The organism is Kitasatospora sp. NPDC097643, from assembly GCF_040302625.1.
GTDB lineage: Bacteria > Actinomycetota > Actinomycetes > Streptomycetales > Streptomycetaceae > Kitasatospora.
Map to the genome: position 1 here is coordinate 1 of NZ_JBEOSA010000090.1, position 21,540 is coordinate 21,540.

A 21,540-nucleotide genomic window follows, 5' to 3' on the forward strand; every position below is an offset into this window, starting at 1 on the left:
ACCACCGTCCGCTTCGCCGAGGCGGTGGACGCCCTCCTCGCCGACGGCTACGGCACGTTCGTGGAGGTCAGTGCGCATCCGGTGCTGGCGATGGCACTCCAGGAGAGCATCGAGGCGGCCGAACGCGATGCCGTTGCGTTCGGCACGCTCCGCCGCGGCGAGGGCGGCCCCCGCCGGGTGCTGGCCTCGTTGGCGGAGGCGTGGGTGCGCGGCGTGGCCGTCGACTGGCGGGCGGCCGCGTTCGCCGGTACCACCGTCGTGCCGCCGCTCGCACTGCCGACGTACGCCTTCGAGCGGGAGAACTACTGGCCGCGCCCGTTGACCGGCTGGCTGGGCGACGTCACCTCGGCCGGTCTCGGGTCCGCCGACCACCCACTGCTCGGCGCGTCCCTCGCGCTGGCCGACGGCGACGGCGAGGGGTACCTGTTCACCGGCCGGCTCGGCCTGGACTCGCACCCGTGGCTGGCCGACCACGCCGTCGGTGAGCTGGTGCTGCTGCCGGGCACCGCGTTCGTGGAGCTGGCCGTCCGGGCCGGCGACCAGGTGGGCTGCGACCGGCTCGACGAACTGACGCTGGAGGCACCGCTGTTCCTGCCCGCGCAGGGCGGGGTGCAGGTCCAGCTCTGGGTCGGCGCACCGGACGACGGCGGCCGGCGCGCCGTCAGCCTCTACTCCCGGGCCGAGGCGGCCGAGGCGGAGGAGCCGTGGATCCGGCATGCCGCCGGCCAGCTGTCCGCAGCTCCTTCGACCGACGCCGGCCCCGACCTGTCCCAGTGGCCGCCGGCCGCTGCCGAGGCCGTCCCGGTCGACACCGTCTACCAGGGCTTCGCCGCGGCCGGGTTCGGCTACGGCCCGCTGTTCCAGAGCCTGCGCGCGGCCTGGCGCCGCGACGGCGACCTGTTCGCCGAGGTGGAGCTGTCGGAGGAGAGCCACGACCAGGCGGCCCGCTACGGACTGCACCCGGCGCTGCTGGACGGCGCGCTGCACGCCATCGGCCTCGGCGGTGTGCTGGCCGGTGCCGGACAGGCCCGGCTGCCGTTCGCCTGGGGCGGGGTGCGCCTGCACGCGGCGGGGGCTGCCTCGCTGCGGGTGCGGATCACCGCACAGGGCGCCGACGCGGTCTCGCTGGCGGTGGCGGACGGCACCGGCGCGCCGGTCGCCACGGTCGAGCAGCTGGTGCTGCGGCCGGTCGCGGTGGACCGGCTGTCGGCGGGTCGGACGGCCTTCCACGAGTCGCTGTTCCGGGTCGACTGGTCGCCGGTGCCGCTGGGCCCGCCCGCCGCGACCGCGCCGGGCGAGGGCTGGGCGGTCCTGGCCGCGGACCCGGACCTCGGCGGCCCGGGTGCCGGCGCTGCGGCGGATGCGGCGCAGCTGCTCGGCCTCGGCGGGGCGACCCCGTACGGCGGGTTGGACGCGCTGTCCGCCGCCGTCGCGGACGGTGCGGCCGCGCCGGGTACCGTCGTCCTCCCGCTGCTCGGCGCCGGACCGTCGGAGCACGGGACCGACCCGGTGTCCGCCACCCGTGCCCGGCTGCACGCCCTGCTCGGACTCCTCCAGCAGTGGCTCGACCTGGAACCGTTCGCGGACTCCCGCCTGGTCGTGGTGACCCGCGGGGCGACGGCCCCCGCCGATCCGAAGGCCACCGCCGACAGCCCGGCGCCCGCCGGCGACCTGGCGGCGGCGGCTGCGTGGGGATTGCTGCGGACGGCCCAGGCGGAGCACCCGGACCGGATCGTCCTGGTCGATCTGGACGCCGACCCGGCCTCGCTGCACGTCCTGCCGCGTGCCGCCGACTGCGGCGAGCCCCAGGTGGCCCTGCGCGCCGGGGACGCGCTCGCCCCGCGCCTGGCGCGGGTGCCCGACACCACCGACTCCACCGACACGGCCGACGCCACGGCGCCCGCGCTCGACCCGGACGGCACGGTGCTGGTCACCGGCGCGCTCGGCCTGCTCGGTGCGCTGGTCAGCCGCCACCTGGTGACGGCGTACGGCGCGCGGCGCCTCCTGCTGGTCTCGCGCCGGGGTGCGGACGCCGAAGGGGCCGACGCGCTGTCCGCCGAGCTGACCGCGCTCGGCGCCGAGGTGACGCTCGCCGCCTGCGACGTCGCCGACCGCGCCGCCCTGGCCGCGCTGCTCGACGGCCTGGCGCACCCGTTGACCGCCGTCGTGCACGCCGCCGGTGTGCTGGACGACGGCGTGCTCGCCTCGCTCACCCCCGAACGGCTCGACGCCGTGCTGCGGCCGAAGGTCGACGCGGCGTGGAACCTGCACGAGCTGACGGCCGGCCACCCGTTGGCCGCGTTCGTCCTCTTCTCGTCCGCCGCCGGCGTGTTCGGCATGGCCGGCCAGGGCAACTACGCGGCCGCCAACGCCTTCCTGGACGCGCTCGCCGAGCGGCGCCGCGCCGCCGGCCTGCCCGCGACCGCGCTCGCCTGGGGCCTGTGGGCCGAGGAGAGCACCATGACCGGCGACCTCGGCGACGAGGGCGTCCGGCGGTTGGCCCGCGGCGGCGTCGAGGGGCTCTCCTCCGCCGAGGGCCTGGCCCTGTTCGACACCGCACTGGCGCTCGCCGGCGCCACCCGGGCCCCCGCCGACGCCGATGACACCGCCGCCGTAACCGGTCACCCCGCCGCCGACCCCGGTGGCGCGCTGCTGGTACCGGCCAGGATCGACCTGGCCGGGGTGCGGGCCGGGGCCGCCGCGACCGGCCGGGTGCCCGCGCTGCTGCGCGGCCTGGTCCGCATCCCGCTGCGGCGCTCCGCGGCGGCCGGCGGGTCCTCGCCGCAGGTGCTGGCCGAGCGGCTGGCCGGGCGGTCCGCCGAGGAGCAGGACGGCATCCTGCTGGAGCTCGTCCGGATGCACGCGGCGGCGGTGCTCGGTCACCCGCGGCCGGAGGCCGTGGACGCCGAACGGGCCTTCCTGGAGCTGGGCTTCGACTCGCTGACCTCCGTGGAGCTGCGCAACCGCCTCGGCGCGGCCACCGGCCTGCGGCTGCCGGCGACGCTGCTCTTCGACCACCCGGCGCCGCGGCTGGTGGCCGCCAGGCTGCGTACCCTGCTCGTGGCGTCCCGGACGTCCGGTGCTGCGACGGACGGGCCGGGTACGGAGCCGGCGGCCGGCAGCGGGGAGAGCGGGCGCCCGTTGGGCAGCATCGGCGCCCTGCTGCGGTCGGCGGCGGCGACGGGCCGCAGCGGCGAGTTCATGGAGCTGCTGTTCGCGGCCTCGCGCTTCCGTCCGGCCTTCGACGCGGCCGAGGCCGCGTCGGCGTCGGCGCCCGTGATGGAGCCGGTCCGGCTCGCCGAGGGGCCGGAGCAGCCGCTGCTGGTCTGCCTGCCCTCGCTGCTGGCGATCTCCGGGCCGCACCAGTACGCCCGGCTGGCCGCGGCCTTCCGCGGGCGGCGGGCGGTGAACGCGCTGCCGCTGCCCGGCTTCCTCGACGGCGAGCGGCTGCCCGCAGACGCGGCGGCGATCCTCGAACTGGCGGCACAGAGCGTGCTGCGGGTCGCCGACGGCGCGAAGTTCGTGCTGCTCGGCCACTCGACCGGCGGCCTGCTCGCCCAGGCGACCGCGGCCCGGCTGGAGGAGCTCGGCGCCGGACCGTCCGCCGTCGTGCTGGTCGACACCTACTCCTTCACGGCGCCCGCCGCGCCCGGCGCCCCGACAGCGGACGGCGGGGCGACCTCCGTCGCCGAGCTGCTGCCCGTGCTGACCGGCGCGATGCTGGCGCGCGAGGGCGCGTACGTGCCGATGGACGACGCCAGGCTCACCGCGATGGGCGGCTACCTGCGGCTGTTCACCGGTTGGCGCCCGGCGGGGATCGCCGCTCCGACGCTGCTGGTGCGGGCGCCCGAGTCGCTCTCCGCGCCCGGCGCCGGCGCCGAGGCGCTCACCAGTGGGGCCCGGGCCTCCTGGCCGCACGAGCACACCGTGCTCGACGGTCTCGGCGACCACTTCACCGTCATGGAGGAGCACGCCGCCGCGACCGCCGGGCTGATCGAGAACTGGCTGCGCGAGGTCTGCTGAGCCCGGTGCCGGCGCCTCCCGCCGCGGCGGCGCCGGCACCGCCACGGGCACCGGCCCCGAGTGCCGGTGCCGTCCGCGCCGTCCCGGCCCGACCCCCGGCGGGCCGGGACGGCCCCCACCCGCACAACCGCGACCCACCGACCCACCCACCCGCCCTTCGAACGAAGAGAGAGATCCCGCATGACCGCGCCCGACCCCGCCGAGTACGACCTCTGGATCCGCCGCTTCCACCAGGCCCCGGACGCCCCGGTGCGGCTGCTGTGCCTGCCGCACGCCGGCGGCTCGGCGAGCTTCTACTTCCCGGTGTCCGCCGCGCTGTCGCCGGGCATCGAGGTGCTCGCCGTGCAGTACCCCGGCCGGCAGGACCGCCGCTCCGAGCCCAGCATCGGGACGGTCGCCGAGCTCGCCGACCGCATCCACCGGGTGGTCGCCCCCGTCGAGGACGACCGCCCGCTCGCCCTGTTCGGGCACAGCATGGGTGCGGTCCTCGGCTTCGAACTGGCCCGGCGGCTGGAGGCGGACGGGCGCGCCCCGGCCGTGCTCTTCGCCTCCGGGCGCCGCGGGCCGGCCACCCACCGGGACGAGCGGGTCCACCTGCGCGACGACGACGGTCTGGTGGCGGAGCTGAAGGCGCTCAGCGGCACCAACACGGCACTGCTCGGCGACGAGGAGATCCTGCGGATGATCCTCCCGGCGATCCGCAACGACTACCGGGCGATCGAGACCTACCGCCGCCCGGAGGGCGGGCCGCTGAGCAGCCCGATCGTGGCGCTGATCGGCGACGCCGACCCGAAGTCCAGCGTGGAGGAGGCCAAGGCGTGGGCCGAGGAGACCACCGGCGACTTCCGGCTGAAGGTGTTCCCCGGCGGCCACTTCTACCTCGCCGCGCACCAGCGGGAGGTGCTGGCCGAGATCACCGACGGGCTGGCCGCGTACACCGCCTGACCGGGCGGCAGCACGCCGTCGGCCCCGCTGGGCGAGCGGGGCCGACGGCGCATGAGGAGATTTGGTGTGGATGCGTCAAGTATGTGGTCGTTCTGCTGCGCCGGTGCAGAGCGCGGAGCGGGGTGCGGGACCGATCGGGGATCAGGCGTAGCTGGCGGTGCCCCCGCCGGCCGCCAGGCACAGTTCGCCCGGCAGGTCGCTGCGCCGGGTGACCTTGAGCTTGCGGTACACCCGGGTCAGGTGCTGCTCCACGGTGCTGACGGTGATGAACAGCTCCCGCGCGATCTCGCGGTTGGTGTGCCCGAGCGCGGCCAGCGAGGCGACCCGGCGCTCGGCGTCGCTGAGGCCGCCCGCAGAGGCGCCCCCTGCGGTCTGCGGCACCTCCTCGCGGACGTCGGAGAACAGGTTCGACAGGCCGCGCTGGATGGGCTCGGCCCGGTGCTCCTTGGCCAGCTGCCAGGCGCGGGTCATCATGATCCGCGAACGCTTGTGGTCGCCGAGTTTCTGGTGGGCGTAGCCGAGGTCGGCGAGCGCCAGCGCCAGCTCGATCGGCGAGTCGCTGCGCTGGAGCTCGTCGACGGCCTGCCGCAGCAGTGAGGGGCGGTGCTTGAGCTCGGCGACGGCGGCGCTCAGGCGCACCGTCATGCCGCGCGAGCGGGACGGCCCTGGTTGCAGGCGCCGGGTCTGCTCGTCGATCAGCACCTTGGCCTTCTGGACGTCGCCGGCTTGCAGGTGCACCCGGGCCGCGGCGCCGCGCCACGGCACCACGCTCGGCAGGTCGAGGTCCCAGTCCTGCATCATCTCGCCGCAGATCGTGAAGTCGTCCAGGGCGGCCTGGGAGTTGTTGGTGGCCAGCCGGAACTCGCCTCGCGCATAGAGGTAGTGCAGGCCGTAGCGGGTCTTGTAGATGGCCTGCGGCACCGGGCGGTTGAGCAGCTCCGCGGCGTCCTCGTACTTGCCCATCGCGGTCTGCGCGCAGAGCAGGGTGGCCAGCGGGAGGCCGATGTTGACGCCCCAGCCCTGCCAGGGCATCGACTCCAGGGCGGCCATCGCGTCGCGTTCGGCGTCGGCCAGCCGGCCCTGGCGGGCGGCGATCTGGCTGCGCAGCGCCAGCAGCGGCGGGCGCCAGCCCTCGGCGGCGTTGCCGATCCGCTCCAGCAGCTGGTCGCAGCAGACCGCGGCCCGGTCCAGCTGGTCGCCGTAGATCAGCGCGAGCAGGGCGAACTCGGCCTGCTCCCAGGAGCGGTAGGTCAGGCGCAGGCTGCGCAGGACCTGTTCGGCGGCGAGGAAGGTGTGCTCGCGGGCCCGGCCGCTGAGCACCTCGTCCAGGACGGCAGCGGCCTGTAGCTGCGGGTCGGCCCGGACGGCGGCGGGGGTGTGCTCCTCGTCGACCCGGCAGGGACCGAGCGGCGGCAGGTCGGCGATGGCGCCGGGGTAGGAGCTGGAGAGCATGAGCTTGACGGTCTGCAGCTCGGCGGCGGTGCGGCTCTCGACCGTCCACTGCTGGCAGATGATGTGTTCGAGGGTGGCCGAGGCCTCGGTGAGTCGGCCGTGCCGCAGCAGGTACTTGAGCACCACGACGGACTGGCGTTCGGCGAGGTCGCCGGAGCGCAGGGCGGAGGTGAGCTGCGGCAGGTGGCGGACGGCGTTGCCGGCCTGGAGCTGCCACTCGACGCCGGCCAGCAGGGTCAGCACCTCGCCGCGCCGGCGGCGGTCGGTGCAGCCGCGGTGGGCGTGCTCGACGCAGCGCCGGGCCAGTGCGGCGTCGCCGTCCACCAGCGCCTCGCGGGCGACGTCGCAGAGCACCTTGGTGCTCCAGGCCTCGCCGGGTTCGGTGGAGGCCAGCAGCTGCTCGGCGATGGCCCGCTCGGGGGCGCCCCGGGTGTAGAGCAGGTGGGCGGCGCGGAAGTGCAGGCGGCTGAGCTCGCCGGCGTCGGTGTCGTGCAGGACGGCGGTGCGCACCGCCGGGTGGCGGAAGCGGCCGTGCTCCAGCATGCCGGCCGAGTCGAGACCCCTGATCACGCGTTCGACCGAGGCGGGGGAGCGGTCCACCAGGTGGCCGAGCACCTGGACGCAGCTCTCGTCGCCGAGGACGGCGATGCCGCGGGCGACCGCCAGCGCCGAGGCCTCGCTGCGGTGCAGGCAGCTGACGACGGCCTGGGAGAAGGCGTAGCCGGCCCCCAGGGTGGCCGACCGGGCTTCGGAGGGCAGCCGGGTGCAGGTCCGCAGGTCGTCCAGCAGGGCGTGGACGAGCAGCGGGTTGCCGCCGGTCAGGGCGTCGACCCGGGCGCGGAGCTCGGAGGCCGCAAGCTCCTCGTCGCGTTGCGCGCCGGTGCGCCGGCCGTCCTCCAGCCGGGCGCCGATCAGGGCGCTGACGCCGTCGTGGCTGAGCGGGCCGAGCATCACGCGGCGGCAGTTCGGCTGGCGCAGCAGTTCGGCGTGGAAGGCGGGCTGCGGGTGCTGGGAGGCGGTGCGCTCGGCCAGGACCACGGCGATCCGGGCCGAGCCGAGCCGCCGGATCAGGAAGAGCAGCCACTGCAGGGAGTGCTCGTCGGCGTGGTGCACGTCGTCGACGCAGAGCAGGATCGGCGACACGGTGGAGAGTTCGAACAGGACGGCGCAGAGTTCCTGGACCAGGTCGCCGCAGAGCCGGGCCGGTCGGCCCGCGTCGGAGTCCGGGCCGGTCCGTGCGTGGAGGGCGGGCGGCGCATCGGTCCCGGCGGCCGCGGCGGAGGTGACGGCGAGCCGCAGCAGGCGCTGGACGTGCTCGTGGCGCGCCGGGTCGAGCGGGGCGTGGCGCAGTAGCTGGCCGGCGATGCTGAGCGGCGTGTGGTTCTCGGCCTGCGCCCCGACGGCACGCAGGGTGACGAAGCCTGCCGCGTGGGCCTGCTCGCACAGTGCGCTGAGCAGGACGCTCTTGCCGGTGGCGACCGGTCCTGCTACCAGGCCGACCGCTCCCACCCCGTTCAGCGCGTCGGTGGTGATTCGGCTCAGCTGGAGCAATTCCTCGCCGCGTTCGATCAATTCGGTTCGGGCCGTCATGTGCTGGGCTCCTCGCTTCGGTTCCCGACAGCCGACCGTGGCGAATGCCCGGGTACGAGGGCGCGTTCGCGTACGGCGGCACGGAATGTTCAAAGGCGTTCCCGGCAGGCCTCCGGGCCGTCGGCCCGCGGTGCGCGGGGGCCGACGACGGGGCGTCGGTTCGCCGGGATCGGGGCGTCGGCACCGCTGCCCACCGGGCGAGTCCTCGCTGGCGGCGGCGCCGGTCGCCTCACTGACTGGCAGGCGAGCAGATAAGGTTGACGGTGCGTCTGGATCTGTGCCGAGACGATCCGTTCGGCTGCCCGTTCCCAACGTGTCGAATGCCGTATTCCATAGCGTGGAACACTGTTCCCCCGGGTGAACTGGCGCCGACAATTCCGGTTCGGCCCGAATGAAGAATGATCCGGGATTCAACCAGAATCGCGATCGCGCGGATTGCAATGCCCGTCCGCTCCGCCACTGTGCCCGTCCGCCGAGGCCGTGAAAAGGAGTTGCGGGACAACTAGTCAGAACATAACACTGCCGGGCCCCGCCGGACGATACCTGCCGTCAGGAACCGATCAAGATTGGTAGCGGCTAGGAGTCCTAGGGGTAGGGGTAGGGGCCCCCATTCGGCGGGGTCGAAGCCGCGAATCCGGGCTAATCGCCCATATCGCCGGGCCGCCGCCCGCCCGTGCGGCGGCTCGGAGCCTTCAACTTCCGAACAGTGGCATCCGCCGGCGCCGTCCGGTTCGCGGATTTCCGTAACTGTCCCGTAATTACTCGGACATGCAAGCGAACGGCCGGTCTCCCGCAGTGGAGCGCTGCTGCGGGAAACCGGCCGTCGTGGGTGGGCGATTCGATGGTCGAGAGGTGGAGCGGTCGTGTGCGGTCGGGTCCGGCCGCGGTCGGCACGGGATGCGTCCCGGTGGGCCGGGGCCGACGTCCGGGGCCTTGAGGGCGCGACCTACGGCTGCCGGCAGTCGGAGCAGTCGCCGTCCTGCGGGTCGGCCTGTGGAAGGACGCCGCCCGTGTCGGTCGCGGTCCCGTCCCGGACGACCAGCCGGCAGCGGCGGCGGCGCAGCGTGCCGGTGAACTCCAGGTGCGGGCCGAGGTGGCCGACGATGCGGTCGGCGGCGGATTTCGAGATGCCGAAGAGCGCGGCCACCTCACGCATGGTCAGATCGGTGCGCCGGTAGGTCGTCACCAGCAGGACCCGGTCATCCAGGCCGAGTGCCCAGCGCCGGCCGGCCCGCGGCCCGTCGGCCCCCGCGAGGGGGCGGAGTGACTCCAGCAGTTCGGCGAACTCGTCGGCGGCCAGACCGGTGAGCAGTTCCACCCAGGTCGTCTCCGCCGCGCTGATCAGCTGTGCCATCGCCCGTCCTGCCCGGTCCGGTGTGCGCTGCTGCCGGGCTCCGTCCGGCTCCGGGGCGGCGGGCCGGACCGGCGCGGATCCGGACTCCCGAGGTCCGGTCGTCTCGTGCCCGGTCCTCCCGGGCCCAGCCCCCGCCTCACGTCCACCGCTGCCGTCCCCCATCGCTACCCAGCCCGACACCCGCATGCCTGCCCTCGAGGCGTGCGCTCACTCCTCCGGCAGGAGGAGCGGTGCGATCTCGTCGAAGACGTCCCCGGGGCCGGGATTGGCCGGGTCGGTGGCGCCGCCGAGGTGGTGCACCACGCCCCACACCGCGTTGAGCGCGGTGGTGACCGCGCCCTCGGCGAATCCCGCCGTCCAGGAGACGTCGTCCCCGGCCAGGAAGAACCCGCGCTGACCGGCCGGGAAGCCGTCCTGCACGAACTGGGTGAACAGCCTCCGCTGATAGCGGTACTGCCCGGGCAGGTTCGCCTTGAAGGCGCCCATGAACAGCGGCTCGGTCTCCCAGGTCACCGTAACGGGCGGTCCGATGATATGCCTACGGAGATTCACCGTGGGATAGATTTCCGCCATCCTCGCGAGCAGGACCTCCAGCCGCTCCTCGTCGCTGAGCGTGGCGAACTTCAGCGAGTCGTCGTTCCACGTGTACGACAGGCAGATGACGCCCGGCCGATCAGGGCCGCCCTGGTCGAACAGGTAGACCCCGCGCGGCGCACGGTCGGTGAGCGTCATGCTCATCGTGTCCGCGCCGGTGGCGGGGTCGCGATCCAGCCAGAACGGCCGGTCCGTCAGGACGAACAGCTTCGAGGCGCCCATGTAGTGGGTCCGCTCCACCGCCGTCCAGTGCTGCTGGGAGAGCAGGGCCGGGTCGCACGCGACCCGGTTCAGCAGCGTCCACACGTGCGGTGTGAAGACCACCGCCGCGTAGCGCTCCGACACCCCGTCGGCGTCCGTCACCTCCATGCCGTCGCCGGCCCGGCGCAGCGCCCGCACCCCGGGACGCGGCCGCCCGCCGTGCAGGGCGGCCAGCGAGGTGCCGGCCGGCCAGTGCCCGCCCGGGCCGGCCGGGCGCGTCCACAGCCCGTCCACGAACCCGCCGGTTCCGCCGACCAGCCGCACCTGGTCCTGGTCGGCGCCGGTGAACACCACCCGCAGCACCTCCAGGATCGAGTTGGGGAAGTCGGTGTCCCAGCCGCCGGTGCCGAAGCCCACCTGTCCGAAGATCTCCCGGTGCCGGAACGAGCGGAAGTACGGCGAGGCCGCCAGGAAGCCGTAGAAGGACTGGTCGTCCAGGGTGCGCACCATCCGGTTCCACACCGCCTTCAGCAGCGGGGCGTCGCGCCGACGGACGGAGGCCTCCACCACCGCGAGCTCGGCCTGCTCCAGCAGCGTCTTCTCCCAGGCGTCCGACACCTCCCGGTACACCGGCGGCAGGTCCTCCGCCGTCCGCGCCACCCGGCGCTCGCCGTTCAGGTGCACCAGGGTGCTCGGGGTGTGCGCCGACAGTGGGTTGGGGAACGGGCTGGTCTCCAGGCCGAGCGCGTCCACGTAGTGGAAGAGCGCCCGCGCCGACCGCGGGAAGCGCATCGCGCCCATCTCCGCCGAGACCGCCGGATCCGCCGGGAAGGGCACCGCCCGCATCCGGCCGCCCAGCTCCCCGGCCTCGTACACCACCGGGCGCAGGCCCAGCCGCAGCAGCTCGTAGCCGGCCACCAGGCCCGCCACGCCGCCGCCCACCACCGCCACCGGTGTGCCGCGCCGCTCGGCCGGCACCCGGCCGAGCCCGGCCGGATGGGCCAGCCAGTCGTCGTAGGCGAACGGGAAGTCGGGGCCGAACATCGTCAGCGGGGCGGTCAGTTCACGCGAGAACGCGCCGGTACCGGGAGACATGGGACACCTTTCGGGGCCCAGCCCACAGGGTCAGCCCAGCCGGGCGGGCAGACCCTCGTAGAGCTCGGGACGCCGGTCGTGGAGATAGGGAGTGTCGGCGCGCGCCTTCGCCACCACGGCCGGGTCGACGTCCGCCAGCAGCAGGCCCTCGACGGGCTCCTCCAGGGTCACCCGCGTGCCGTCCGGGGCGGCCACCGTGGTCAGCCCGCAGAAGTCCAGGCCGCCGCGCTCGCCGATCCAGTTGCTGTACGCCACGTACAGCTGGCTCTCGAAGGCCCGGGCCGGCACCAGGGTCCTGGCGACGACGTCCCAGGGCCGCATCAGCGCCGTCGGCACCAGCAGCAGCTGGGTGCCGGCCATCGCGTGCGCCCGCACCGGTTCGGGGAACTCCACGTCGTAGCAGACCAGCAGCCCCACGGTCAGCCCACCGAGGCGGGCCTGCACCACGCCGTGGTCGCCCGGGACGAAGCGGGAGGTGTCCACGTCGCCGAACAGGTGCGCCTTGCGGTAGGCCGCGAGGGTGCCGCCGTCCGGGCCCACCAACCGGGCTGCGTTGTAGACCCCGGTGCCGTCGTCCTCCGGCCAGCCGTGCACCACGGCGATGCCGAACTCCCGGGCGACCGCGGAGACGGCCGCGCAGTGCGGGCCGTCCACCGGCTCGGAGGCCTCGGCCAGGTTGCCGGGCCGCAGCGGATAGCCGCCGAGGGTCATCTCCGGCGCGACCAGCAGCTCGGCGCCCGCCTCGGCGGCCCGGCGGGCCGCCTCGCGCAGCCGCGCCACCAGGTGCGGGACGTCGGGGGAGCCGCACGCGGCCTGCCAGCAAGCAATCCTCATCGCGTGCGTCCTCAGGTAGCGGGTGCCGTCGTCCCCGGGCGTCGTTCGCCGCCACCGACGCTAGGCGGGCGCGGCCCGCCCCGACAACCCCTGGTCAGCGCGGGTCCGCCGCGGCCGGCCGCTAGGGGCCGCAGGGGTGCCGACAGGGGTGGCGGCGCCCCGGCCGGCGCGGTTGTGTTCCACCGGGACCCCTGCCCCGGCGCCGCCGGCCGGCCACGTCCCGTCCCGAACCGCCGACAGAACGGGCTGACATGACGACCGGTGAGCCGGGGAGCAACGCACTCGTCTTCCCCGCCATGGGCCCCTCGCGCTTCGCCGACTTCGGCCGCTTCATGGTGGTCAACGCCGCCGCGCGGAAGTACTTCGCGGCCGCCGACGAGGTGCTCGGCCACAGCGTCTTCGACGCGCTGCGCGACAGCGACGACGACTACTCCGAGACCGCGCAGGTGGCCTCCTTCGTCGCCTCGCTGGCCCTGGTCGAGTGGGGTCTGGCCACCGGCCGGCAGGAACCGGCCGACTACTGCGCCGGCGTCAGCTTCGGCAAGTCGGCGGCCGCCGCGCACGCGGGCGTGCTGCCCTTCGAGGAGGCCGTGGGCCTGGTCGCCGAGACCGCCCGCTGCGAGGCCGCGTACTTCACCGAGCACCACCGCGACATCGTCACCCACTCCTTCGTCAAGATCGGCCCGGAGCTGCTCGACGAACTGCTCGCCGAACTCGCCGACGCCGGGGAGTGGTACGAGGTCTCCGCCCGGCTCGACCACGACCTCTGGATGGTCTCGCTCTCCGAACGGGCCCTGGACGGCTTCAAGCGCCGCATCGGCGACAGCGGGGGCTACTCCCTGTACACGATGCGCCCGCCCGCGCACGCGAGCATCTTCGGCCCGCTGCGCGACCGCGTCGAGCGGGACGTCCTCGCCCGCTACCGGCTGCGCGACCCGCGCGTGCCGATCGTCTCCGACCAGGACGGCTCGCTGGTGGAGAGCGCCTCGCAGGCCTCGGCCTGGCTGCTCGGCGGATTCGTCCGCCCGATGAACTGGCCCGGCGTGGTGGCCACCCTGGCCGGCCTCGGCGTCGACCGGATCGCCATCGTCGGACGCGACCGGCTGCTGCGCCGGCTGCGCTGCACCGTCGACAACTTCACCACCAGCACGCTCGCCCCCGAATCGGCACTCAAGCCGGCCGCCTGACCGGCCGTCGGCGCACACCCGCGGCCGAGCGGCCCCGAGGAAGGCACCACCCCTTGACGAACCACCCCGGCGCGGCGGACGGCACGCTCTTCGCGACCAGCGACCTGCACATCGGCTACCAGGAGAACCGCGCGATCGTCGAGGGCCTGCGCCCGCACGGCCCGCGTGACTGGCTGATCGTCGCCGGTGACATCGGCGAGATCGCGGCCGACGTGGAGTGGGCCCTCGGCGTCCTCGCCGAGCGCTTCGCCACCGTCGTCTGGGCACCCGGCAACCACGAACTGTGGACGCACCCCTCCGACCCGGTCGCGCTGCGCGGCGTCGCCCGCTACGAGCACCTGGTGCGGATCTGCCGCGGCCTCGGCGTGCACACCCCGGAGGACCCCTACCCGCTCTGGCACGGGGAGGGCGGCCCGGTGCGGATCGCGCCGCTGTTCGTCGGCTACGACTACACCTTCCTGCCGCCGGGCACCCGGACCAAGGCGCAGGCCCTGGCCCGGGCCCACGAGAGCGGCGTGGTCTGCTCCGACGAGTACCTGCTGCACCCCGACCCCTACCCGAGCCGCGAGGCCTGGTGCCGGGCCCGGGTGGCGGCCACCGAACGCCGGCTCGCGGCGGAGGACCCGGCGGTGCCGACCGTCCTGGTCAACCACTACCCGCTGGTGCGCACCCCGACCGACGTCCTGTACTACCCCGAGTTCGCCCAGTGGTGCGGCACCACCGCCACAGCCGACTGGCACACCCGGTTCCGCACGGCGGCCGTCGTCTACGGGCACCTGCACATCCCGCGCAGCACCCGCTACGACGGCGTCCGCTTCGAGGAGGTGTCGGTCGGCTACCCGCGCGAGTGGCGCCGGCGCGGACCGGACGCGCCGGCCGGGCTGACCCGGATCCTGCCCGAGCGGGGTGCCCGGTGATCGAACGGATCCTGCCCGGCGGGGTCGCGGTGGCGGAGTCCACCGCGGAGCTGCCGGCCGCGGCCGCCGAGGCGCCGGAGCTCTTCCCCGAGGAGCAGGAGCACATCGCGGCGTCGGTGCCGCTGCGGCAGGCCGAGTTCCGGGCGGTCCGGGCCTGCGCCCGACGCGCCCTGGCGGCCCTCGGCCGCCCGGCCGTCCCGCTGGTGCCCGGTCCGCGCGGGGAACCCCGCTGGCCGGACGGCCTGGTCGGCAGCATGACGCACTGCGCCGGCTACCGCGCGGCCGCCCTGGCCCCGGCCGACCGCCTGCTCAGCCTCGGCATCGACGCCGAGTCCGACCTGCCGCTGCCCGAGGGCGTCCTGGAGGCGATCGGCCGCCCGGAGGAGCTGCCGCAGATCGCCGCCCTGCGCCGCGCGCGGCCCGAACTCCACCCGGACCGACTGCTGTTCAGCGCGAAGGAGAGCGTCTACAAGGCGTGGTTCCCGCTGACCGGGCTGATGCTCGACTTCACCGAGGCGACCCTGGTGCTCTCCCCGGACGGCACCTTCACGGCACGGCTGCTCGTCCCCGGCCCGGTGGTGGCCGGCCGGCGGCTGCCCGGCTTCCGGGGGCGTTGGCTGGCCGCGTCCGGCCTGGTCCTGACGGCGATCGCCGTGCCGCGGCCCTGAACGTCCAGCACGGCTGCGGTGAAGGGGAGTTGACGGACCGGGGCGACCCCGCAGGGGTGGGGGCGGATAGGGGTACTGCAGCCGCCGACCCGTCGGTAACGTCCCGGATGTGGCGGAGCTCCGGGGATCCCGGCCGGGCCCCGACCGCCGATCGTGCGGCGCGCCCGGCGCCACGGGCGCCCGACCCAAGGCCGCGTCAGCCGACTGCCGCGGACCTCCCCCTCGGCCCCGGATCCGACGCCCGCGCGCCGCAGTGGCGGGCGCGCCCCCTCGGTGGCCGCCGAGTACGAGAAGGAAGAGTGAGCCGATGGCGGCAAAGATCTTTGCGGAGGACTCGGCGGCGACACTCGCCGAGTTCGAGCAGGACACCCTGAGGGTCGCGCAGGTGCTGCGCGAGCGCGGCGTCGGACTCGGCAGTCGGGTGCTGCTGAAGGCCGGGAACTCCGTGAGCTACGTCTCCGTGCTCTTCGCCCTGATGCACCTGGGCGCCTCGGTCGTCCTGGTGGACCAGCAGGAGAAGTACGAGGCGACCGGCTCGATCATCCGCCGCGCGGGCACCAAGCTGGTGCTGGTGGACGACGACGCGCCGGTCCCGCCGGAGGCCGAGCCGGTCCACCTCTACGAGCTGATCTCCGCCGCCCCCGAGGTCAGGGTGACGGAGCAGCACCTGGACTTCGGCGCCTGGTGCGACCTCGACGACGCACTGATCATGTGGTCCTCCGGCTCGACCGGCGCACCCAAGGGCATCGTCAAGAACGGCGGCCGGTTCCTGAAGAACCTGGAGCGCAACGCCCACCACATGGGCCACACCGCGGAGGACGTGCTGCTGCCGCTGCTGCCGTTCTCGCACCAGTACGGCCTGTCGATGGTGCTGATCGCGTGGATCGTGCAGGGCTCGCTGGTCATCGCCCCCTACAAGCGCCTCGACCGGGCGCTGCGGATGGCCGGCCCCTCCGGGGCGACCGTGCTGGACGCCGCCCCGGCGACCTACCGCAGCATCCTGGGCATCCTGCGCCAGAAGCCCGTCCTGGAGCGCTCGCTCGGCGCCGTCCGGATGTTCTGCAGCGGCGCCGCCCCGCTCGACCAGGCGCTCACCGACCTGTACGTCGAGCGTTTCGGCCTGCCGCTGCTCGACAGCTACGGCAGCACCGAGGCCGGCAACGTCGCGTTCGCCACCGCCGACAACGCGGTCTCCTGCGGCCGGGTCATGGACGGCCTGCGGATCCGGGTCGTCGACGACGAGGACCGCGAGGTGCCGGCCGGGGTCGTCGGCGAACTGCTCGTCGAGACACCGGACGTGATGGTCGGCTACCTGACGGACGAGGGCGGCATCGACCCGGTCGCCCAGGACGTCTTCCGCACCGGCGACCTCGGCTACCTGGACGCCGACGGCAACCTCTTCGTCCTCGGACGGAAGTTCGCCGTGCACCGCAACGGCTACACGCTCTACCCGGAGATCGTGGAGCGCAAGGCCGCCGCCGGGGGCTGCGCCACCCGCATCGTCGCGCTGCCGGACGAGCGGCGCGGCAGCAGCCTGGTGTTCTTCGTCGAGGACGAGCAGCTGCGCGACGCCGCCCACTGGCGGGCGGTGCTGGGCGAGCTGCTGCCCGTCTACGAGCAGCCGAACCGGGTGGTCGTCGTGGAGGGCTTCCCGCTCAACCGCAACGGCAAGCCGGACAAGCGCCGGATGTCCGAGCTCGCCCTCGCCGACGCGGGCCCGGCGGCGCCGGACGCCTGAGCCGGGCCGGCTCGGCGGGGCCGCCGTCCGGCACCCGGGCGGCGGCCCCGCCGAGCGTCCGGACGCGGCCGCCCGGTCAGTCCAGCAGCCCGCGCTCCATCGCGGCCAGCACCGCCGCCGTCCGGTCGGACACCTCCAGCTTGCGGAAGATCCGCAGCAGGTGCGTCTTCACCGTCGCCTCGCCGATGTGCAGTTCACGGCCGATGTCGGCGTTGGTCAGGCCCCGGCCGACCAGCTGAAGCACCTCGCGCTCGCGCGCCGACACCGGCGGCGGCTCCTGCGCCCGCGCCCGGAACAGCCGGCCCGCGACGGCGGGGGAGAGCACCGTCTCGCCGCGGGCGGCGGCCCGCACCGCGTCGATCAGGTCGCTGCGCGAGGTGCCCTTCAGCAGGTAGCCCGCCGCGCCCGCCTCGACCGCGCGCAGGATGTCCGCATCGCTCTCGTACGTGGTCACCACCACCACGCGAGGGCGACGCGAGTGCGCCAGGATGCGCGCGGTAGCCGTGACGCCGTCCATCGCGCCCATCCGCAGGTCCATCAGCACCACGTCCGGGTCGAGCGAGGCGGCGAGCACCACCGCCTCCTCGCCGCCGCCGGCCGTCCCCGCGACGATGATCCCCGGCGCGGACTCCAGCATCGCCGACAGGCCCTCGCGGACCACCGGGTGGTCGTCCGCGATCAGCACGGTGATCGCCCGGGCAGCGGCGGCGGGCGTCGTCATCGGGTCCCTCCGTCGGGATCGTCGCGGGTGCTGTCGTCGGGCCGGGCCGGGCCGACAGTGCCGAGCGGCACCCGGACGTCCACCACCGTCCCGAAGCCGGGCCGGCTGGACACCCGGGCGGTGCCGCCGGTCTCCGCGAGCCGGGCCCGCAGTCCGCGCAGCCCGTACCCCTCGGTCGGCCCCGCGGTGTCGAACCCGCAGCCGTTGTCGGTGACCGTCAGTCGCACCTCGCCGTCCGTGAACTCGGTCCGCAGCGCGACCCGTCGGGCGCCGGCGTGCTTGCGGACATTGGCCAGCGACTCCTGCGCGGCGCGCAGCAGTACCACCGCGACCGCCGTCGGCAGCGGGAACTCGGTGCCCTCGGTGGTGTAGTCGACGGTCAGCCCGGTCTCGGCGGCGAACGCCCCGCCGCGGCGCCGCAGCGCCTCGCCGAGCGAGTCACCGCGCAGCGCCGCCGGGGTGAGCGCGGCGACGAAGCCGCGGGTCTCCGCCAGGTTGTCGACGGCGGACCTGGCGGCCAGCGCGAGGTGCCGCCGGGCCAGCTGCGGGTCGTCCTCCAGCTCCGCCTCCGCGGTCTGGATCAGCGCGATGATGCTGGTCAGGCCCTGGGCCACGGTGTCGTGGATCTCGCGGGCCAGGCGTTCGCGCTCGGCGGCGATCCCGGCCTGGTGCGACAGCCGGGCCTCCCGTTCCCGGCTGCGCTCCAACTCCTCGATCAGCCGGCCGCGTTCGCGGCTCTGTTCGACCACCCTGGTGATCCACAGGCCCAGCAGCACGGTCAGCGCGATCCCCAGCAGGGCCAGCGGCAGTACGCCGAGCACCTCGGGGCCGAGCCGTCCGCTGCTGATCCACACCAGGGCGGGCGGCACCAGGTTGGCGCAGAGCACCACCGCGATCCCGGGCGAGGACGGCAGGCTCATCAGCAGCATCGGGCAGACGGCGAACAGTGCGAAGGCGGCGGCCAGGTCGAGGACGGCGGCCACCGCGAACAGCGTGAGCAGGCCGGCCGCGAACCAGCGGCTGCGGGGCGGCCGTTCGCCGCCGCGCAGCAGTGGCCGCCCGAACGCGGCGTACCAGGGCACCATCAGGGTCAGTGCGGCGACCGCGCCGGCGACCCTGCCCGGCGCGGCCTGCGAGGTGAGCAGCAGCCCGGCGGTGACGAGGTAGCAGAGCCCGAAGTACGCGTCCCACAGGCCGGCCCAACGGGCCATCGGGTCCTGCCGGAAGGCCGCCTGCGCGCCGTCGGCGCGGACGTCCGGCACACCCGGCGCACCCGGGTCGGGCGGGTCGGAGGGGACGGGCCGGACGGCGGCGGGGGGCTGGTCGGGCAGGGCACGAGCTGGCACGCTGACCAGTCCTACCACGCGCCGTCCGCCGCGTGCACCCGCCGGCCGGCGGCCCGTCGGCCCGGGCCGGTCCGCGCCGCGCCGTCGCCCCGGGTGTCCACCGACCGGTGGACACCCGGTCCGTCCACCGGTTGTTCCGGCGCCCGCGCCGCGTCCCTAGCGTGGAGATCAGCGAGGACGAACCGCGTTCCTCGACGGACGATCCTCGGGAGCCGCACCACATGAGCGGGTTCACCACCACCCTGGTGGTCAGCGGGACGGTGCTGGCCGTCATCCTGGTCAGCGACCTCGGCCGACGCCGGGTCACCACCATGCGCCTGATCCGGCCGCTGATCGCGGTGGCCGCCGTGATGGCGCTGTTCTTCCACAGCCCGCAGCTGGCCGGCAACGACCTCTCGCTGCAACTGGTCGGCGTCGGCATCGGCATCATCCTGGGCCTGACCGCCGGGGCGATGCTCCCCGGCGAGGTGGATTCCGACGGGAACGTGTACACCCGGGCGGGCCTGCTGTACGCATTGTTCTGGCTCCTGATGTCGGCGGCCCGGGTGGTCTTCGTTTACGGAATCGAGCACTGGTACACCGCCGATATCATCGAGTTCGCCATCAGGTACCGGATCAGCGGTCCCGACGTGTTCTCGAATTCGCTCGTGCTGATGGCACTCGCCACCGTACTCGTACGCACGGTTGTGGTGCTGAACCGCCGCCGACGTCTCCGGGTCACCACCCGATAGGAACAGGACAGGAAATGCCCTCATCCGAAGGACTCCGGCTGCGGCCGCCGCGGCACCGGGTGGAGCGCCGCGCCCTCGCCTGGTGGACGGTGCAGGCCTCGCTGATCCCCGTACCGCTCATCCTGGCCGCCGGCGCGCTCTACCTCCTGATCCCGCCGGCCCGGTTCGTCTTCGGGTGGGTGCTGCTCGCGGTCACCGTCCCCGGCGTCGCGTACATCGCGGTGATGCCGCAGTGGCGCTACCGGGTGCACCGCTGGGAGACCACCGACGAGGCCGTCTACACGGCCTCCGGCTGGCTCTGGCAGCGCTGGCGGGTCGCCCCGCTGTCACGGATCCAGACCGTGGACACCGTCCGCGGTCCGCTGGAGCAGCTGTTCGGGCTCGCCGGGATCAAGGTCACCACGGCCTCCGCCGCCGGCGACGTGACGATCCGCGGCATCGACCACCGCAAGGCCGTCGAGGTCGTCGAGCACCTGACCCGCACCACCCAGGCCACCCCGGGAGACGCCACATGAGTACCGAACCCGCAGGGCCCGAGCAGCGCGGCACCGCCGACTCCGTCGCCGACCCCGCCGCCGTCCCCGGCCAGCGCGCCGGGACCGCGCCCGTCGACGGGCCGGACGGCCCCGGCTGGCAGCGGCTCAGCCTGCGCTCCGTCCCCGTCCACCTCAGCTGGCTGCTCGCCCCCGCCGCCACCGCGGCCGGCACCGCGCTCGGCGGTCACGGCACGCCGAACCTGCAGGCCCTGATCACGGTCGCCTCGCTCACCATCGCCTTCGGGGTGGTCGCCGGCATCAATCTGATGCGCTGCCTCACCACCCGCTACCGCGTCACCCACGACCGGCTGGAGGTGCACAAGGGCCTGCTGTTCCGCAGCCGCCGCACCGTCCTGCTGGAGCGGATCCGCAACGCCGACGTCACCGCCAAGCCGCTGCAGCGCCTCGTCGGCCTCGCCGCGGTCACCGTCGGCGTCGCCGCCGTCGGCTCCTCGGGCGGCTCGCTCACCCTGGACGGCGTCACCCGCGACCAGGCCGCCGCGCTCCGCCGGGACCTGCTCAACCGGCGCGCGGCGCTGCTCGCCGCCGGCCACGGCGGGCAGGTCGAACAGGCCGCCGACGACATGATCGCCGCCTTCGACCTGTCCTGGACCCGCTACGCCCCGCTGACCGTCTGGGGCGTCGGCGGCCTGTTCGCCGTGCTCGGCGCCGCCTACCGCACCCTGCACGAGATGCAGGTCGACCCGCTGGAGCTGGGCGTCGTCCGCAGCGCGGCCGACGCCTTCACCTCGGTGCCCGTCTGGGTCGCCGTCCCGGTCACCCTGCTGGCCGTCGCCGCCGTCGGCACCGCCGGCGCGGTCGCCCTGTACGTCGAGGGCTGGTCCGGCTTCCGGCTGGCCCGCGAGGAGGGCGGCATTCTGCGGGTGCGGCGCGGACTGTGGATCCACCGGTCGGTCTCCATCGAGGAGCGGCGCCTGCGCGGCGTCGAGCTGGTCGAGCCACTGCTGCTGCGCTCGGGCGGCGGCGCCCGGCTCCAGGCCGTCGCGGGCGGACTCGGCTCGGCCGAGGAGAACCGCTCCCGCGGGGCCCTGATGCCGCCCTCACCGCGCTCCGAGGTGCTCCGGGTCGCCGCCGCGGTGCTCGGCGACGACCGGTCGCCGACCGAGCGCGCCGACCTGCACCGTCACCCCCGCCGGGCGCTGCGCCGCAGGCTCAACCGGGCCCTGCTGGTCGTCCTGCCGGTGGTCGGCGCGGTGGCGCTGCCGGGCATCTGGCTGCCCGCCTTCCTGGTCGCCGCCGGGATCACCGCCGCCGTGCTGCTGCCCGCCGGCGCCCTGCTCGCCGCCGACGCCCACCGTGCCCTCGGCCACGGCCTCACCGGCCCCTACCTGGTGGCCAGGTCGGGCACCTTCGTCCGCCGCACCGTCGCCCTCCGGCGCGAGGGCGTGATCGGCTGGACGGTCTCCCGCTCCTACTTCCAGCGCCGCGCCGGGCTGCTCACCCTGGGGGCCGCCACCGCGGCCGGCGCGGGCGTCTACCGGGTGCGCGACGTCGCCGAGGGGGAGGGGCTGGCCTTCGCCGAGGAGGCCGTGCCCGGGCTCCTCGCGCCGTTCCTGGTCCGCGGCTGACCGGACCGGCACCCGGCTC

The 21,540-nt window shown here is 74.9% G+C and carries 15 protein-coding genes; 9 read left to right on the forward strand and 6 right to left on the reverse strand.

Features of this window, described 5'->3' with window-relative positions:
- The coding region (locus ABTY15_RS36095) for a type I polyketide synthase (RefSeq protein WP_350605296.1) at positions 1–4,023 on the forward strand (4,023 nt) is incomplete at its 5' end.
- A gap of 180 nt (positions 4,024–4,203) precedes the next feature.
- Positions 4,204–4,968 (forward strand): thioesterase II family protein, encoded by a 765-nt coding sequence (locus ABTY15_RS36100; protein WP_350605297.1) that lies wholly within the window; start codon positions 4,204–4,206, stop codon positions 4,966–4,968.
- A 141-nt stretch (positions 4,969–5,109) separates the two neighbouring features.
- Here the strand turns inward: ABTY15_RS36100 and ABTY15_RS36105 are convergent, their stop codons facing one another.
- From ABTY15_RS36105 to ABTY15_RS36120, 4 genes are all read right to left on the reverse strand, one after another.
- Entirely contained in the window at positions 5,110–8,010 is a 2,901-nt protein-coding gene (locus ABTY15_RS36105) for a helix-turn-helix transcriptional regulator (RefSeq protein ID WP_350605299.1), read from the reverse strand.
- Between the two features lie 946 nt (positions 8,011–8,956).
- A complete protein-coding gene (locus ABTY15_RS36110; protein ID WP_350605302.1) occupies positions 8,957–9,364 on the reverse strand; it encodes a transposase family protein in 408 nt (135 codons plus the stop codon).
- 207 nt (positions 9,365–9,571) lie between these two features.
- The gene (locus tag ABTY15_RS36115; RefSeq protein ID WP_350605304.1) at positions 9,572–11,254 is read right to left on the reverse strand and encodes a flavin monoamine oxidase family protein; all 1,683 of its coding nucleotides are present in this window, start codon (positions 11,252–11,254) and stop codon (positions 9,572–9,574) included.
- A 30-nt stretch (positions 11,255–11,284) separates the two neighbouring features.
- Positions 11,285–12,088 (reverse strand): carbon-nitrogen hydrolase family protein, encoded by an 804-nt coding sequence (locus ABTY15_RS36120; protein ID WP_350605307.1) that lies wholly within the window; start codon positions 12,086–12,088, stop codon positions 11,285–11,287.
- A 251-nt stretch (positions 12,089–12,339) separates the two neighbouring features.
- On the opposite strand from ABTY15_RS36120, the gene ABTY15_RS36125 reads away from it, so the two are divergent.
- From ABTY15_RS36125 to ABTY15_RS36140, 4 genes are all read left to right on the forward strand, one after another.
- Positions 12,340–13,275 (forward strand): ACP S-malonyltransferase, encoded by a 936-nt coding sequence (locus tag ABTY15_RS36125; RefSeq protein ID WP_350605309.1) that lies wholly within the window; start codon positions 12,340–12,342, stop codon positions 13,273–13,275.
- Between the two features lie 53 nt (positions 13,276–13,328).
- On the forward strand, positions 13,329–14,192 hold the full coding sequence (locus ABTY15_RS36130; protein WP_350605310.1) for a metallophosphoesterase family protein: 864 nt from the start codon (positions 13,329–13,331) through the stop codon (positions 14,190–14,192).
- Positions 14,189–14,860, forward strand: coding sequence for a 4'-phosphopantetheinyl transferase family protein (locus ABTY15_RS36135; protein ID WP_350605312.1), 672 nt, complete (start codon positions 14,189–14,191; stop codon positions 14,858–14,860). The genes ABTY15_RS36130 and ABTY15_RS36135 overlap by 4 nt, the downstream gene beginning before the upstream one ends.
- A 307-nt stretch (positions 14,861–15,167) precedes the next feature.
- On the forward strand, positions 15,168–16,598 hold the full coding sequence (locus ABTY15_RS36140) for a class I adenylate-forming enzyme family protein (protein ID WP_350605314.1): 1,431 nt from the start codon (positions 15,168–15,170) through the stop codon (positions 16,596–16,598).
- 76 nt (positions 16,599–16,674) lie between these two features.
- Here the strand turns inward: ABTY15_RS36140 and ABTY15_RS36145 are convergent, their stop codons facing one another.
- Both ABTY15_RS36145 and ABTY15_RS36150 read right to left on the reverse strand, forming a co-directional pair.
- Positions 16,675–17,319: a response regulator gene (locus tag ABTY15_RS36145; protein WP_350605317.1), complete on the reverse strand. Its 645-nt coding sequence runs from the start codon at positions 17,317–17,319 to the stop codon at positions 16,675–16,677.
- A complete protein-coding gene (locus tag ABTY15_RS36150; RefSeq protein WP_350605319.1) occupies positions 17,316–18,665 on the reverse strand; it encodes a sensor histidine kinase in 1,350 nt (449 codons plus the stop codon). Before ABTY15_RS36150 ends, ABTY15_RS36145 begins: the two co-directional genes overlap by 4 nt.
- 221 nt (positions 18,666–18,886) lie before the next feature.
- Here ABTY15_RS36150 and ABTY15_RS36155 point away from each other — a divergent pair, with 221 nt between their 5' ends.
- From ABTY15_RS36155 to ABTY15_RS36165, 3 genes are read left to right on the forward strand one after another with little or no spacing between them, the layout of a single operon-like run.
- On the forward strand, positions 18,887–19,396 hold the full coding sequence (locus ABTY15_RS36155) for a hypothetical protein (protein WP_350605322.1): 510 nt from the start codon (positions 18,887–18,889) through the stop codon (positions 19,394–19,396).
- A 14-nt stretch (positions 19,397–19,410) separates the two neighbouring features.
- Positions 19,411–19,911, forward strand: a complete 501-nt coding sequence (locus ABTY15_RS36160; protein WP_350605324.1) for a PH domain-containing protein — start codon at positions 19,411–19,413, stop codon at positions 19,909–19,911.
- Positions 19,908–21,521, forward strand: coding sequence for a PH domain-containing protein (locus ABTY15_RS36165; protein WP_350605325.1), 1,614 nt, complete (start codon positions 19,908–19,910; stop codon positions 21,519–21,521). Before ABTY15_RS36160 ends, ABTY15_RS36165 begins: the two co-directional genes overlap by 4 nt.
- The last annotated feature ends 19 nt before the right edge of the window (positions 21,522–21,540 follow it).